This window comes from Xenorhabdus budapestensis (assembly GCF_002632465.1).
GTDB classification, from domain to species: Bacteria; Pseudomonadota; Gammaproteobacteria; order Enterobacterales; family Enterobacteriaceae; genus Xenorhabdus; species Xenorhabdus budapestensis.
The window spans coordinates 1-832 of the sequence record NZ_NIBS01000108.1 but is presented as its reverse complement, the minus strand read 5'-3'; the positions used below and the strand labels follow the sequence as shown (position 1 = coordinate 832).

At 39.2% G+C, this 832-nt stretch carries 2 protein-coding genes; one reads left to right on the top strand and one right to left on the bottom strand.

All coding sequences use genetic code 11. From position 1 onward, the window contains the following. The first annotated feature begins 123 nt into the window (after positions 1–123). Entirely contained in the window at positions 124–450 is a 327-nt protein-coding gene (locus tag Xbud_RS19095; RefSeq protein ID WP_099137543.1) for an FxLYD domain-containing protein, read from the top strand. A gap of 91 nt (positions 451–541) precedes the next feature. Here the strand turns inward: Xbud_RS19095 and Xbud_RS19090 are convergent. Beyond that, positions 542–832: TIGR03747 family integrating conjugative element membrane protein (locus Xbud_RS19090; RefSeq protein WP_099137542.1), on the bottom strand; the 291-nt coding region annotated here is incomplete at its 5' end.

Below are 832 nucleotides of genomic sequence, written 5' to 3'. Positions count from 1 at the left end.
AGGTATAGATTATGAAAGATGTTCAGAGAATAAATGAGCAATATAAAAGGAAATATTAAATAGAGGCGAGCTATGGGATATTTACAATGACCTTAACATAGCAAATATATCGAGGATAATTATATGACAAATATCTTAGAAATGCTCGTCAAGGCAAATATGTCATCAGTTGACAATGCCAATGATTTAGTTTCCGTCACAAATATTCGTCTCGAAAAAGGATCTGATGGGGTTAAATACATATTAGCTGACGCACAAAACAATACAAATCAGATAGTAAAATATGTGTTTGTTCATTTCAAACTTTACGAAGGGGAAAATCTGGTTGCTATCAATATAAGTTATATTCTAAATCTTGGCCCAAAAGAAAAGTGGAAAATAAACTCTAGGGTAGACCCTTCTATAAAATTTGACTCTGTCAAACTCGGTGCAATAAACGTTTATCAATAATTATTTCTGACGCGCCGCTTACACGGCTTGTCTGCTGACAGTGATCGACAAAACAAAAAACCGTTTTGTCGATCACTCTCCAGCGTCTTTATCAAAGATATTTTTTAAACATCGACGTTGTTACCATCACCACTATGCCCAATATTATTGCCGCTGGCAACAATATCATCGTGGGATACACCACATCCGGCCAGGATAAATACAACACACAGGGAACAATGCAGGCCGGTTTAATCCCCCGTTTGGCATGATGATAAACAAAACTGGATTCATACCCCGCGCCATAACGCCGTAAGTCCCGCCGCCCTAATCCATCAACCAGCGCGACCAAAACCACCATCACAAACAACGGAACGGATAGCATCAGGATCGCCAGCCGGAT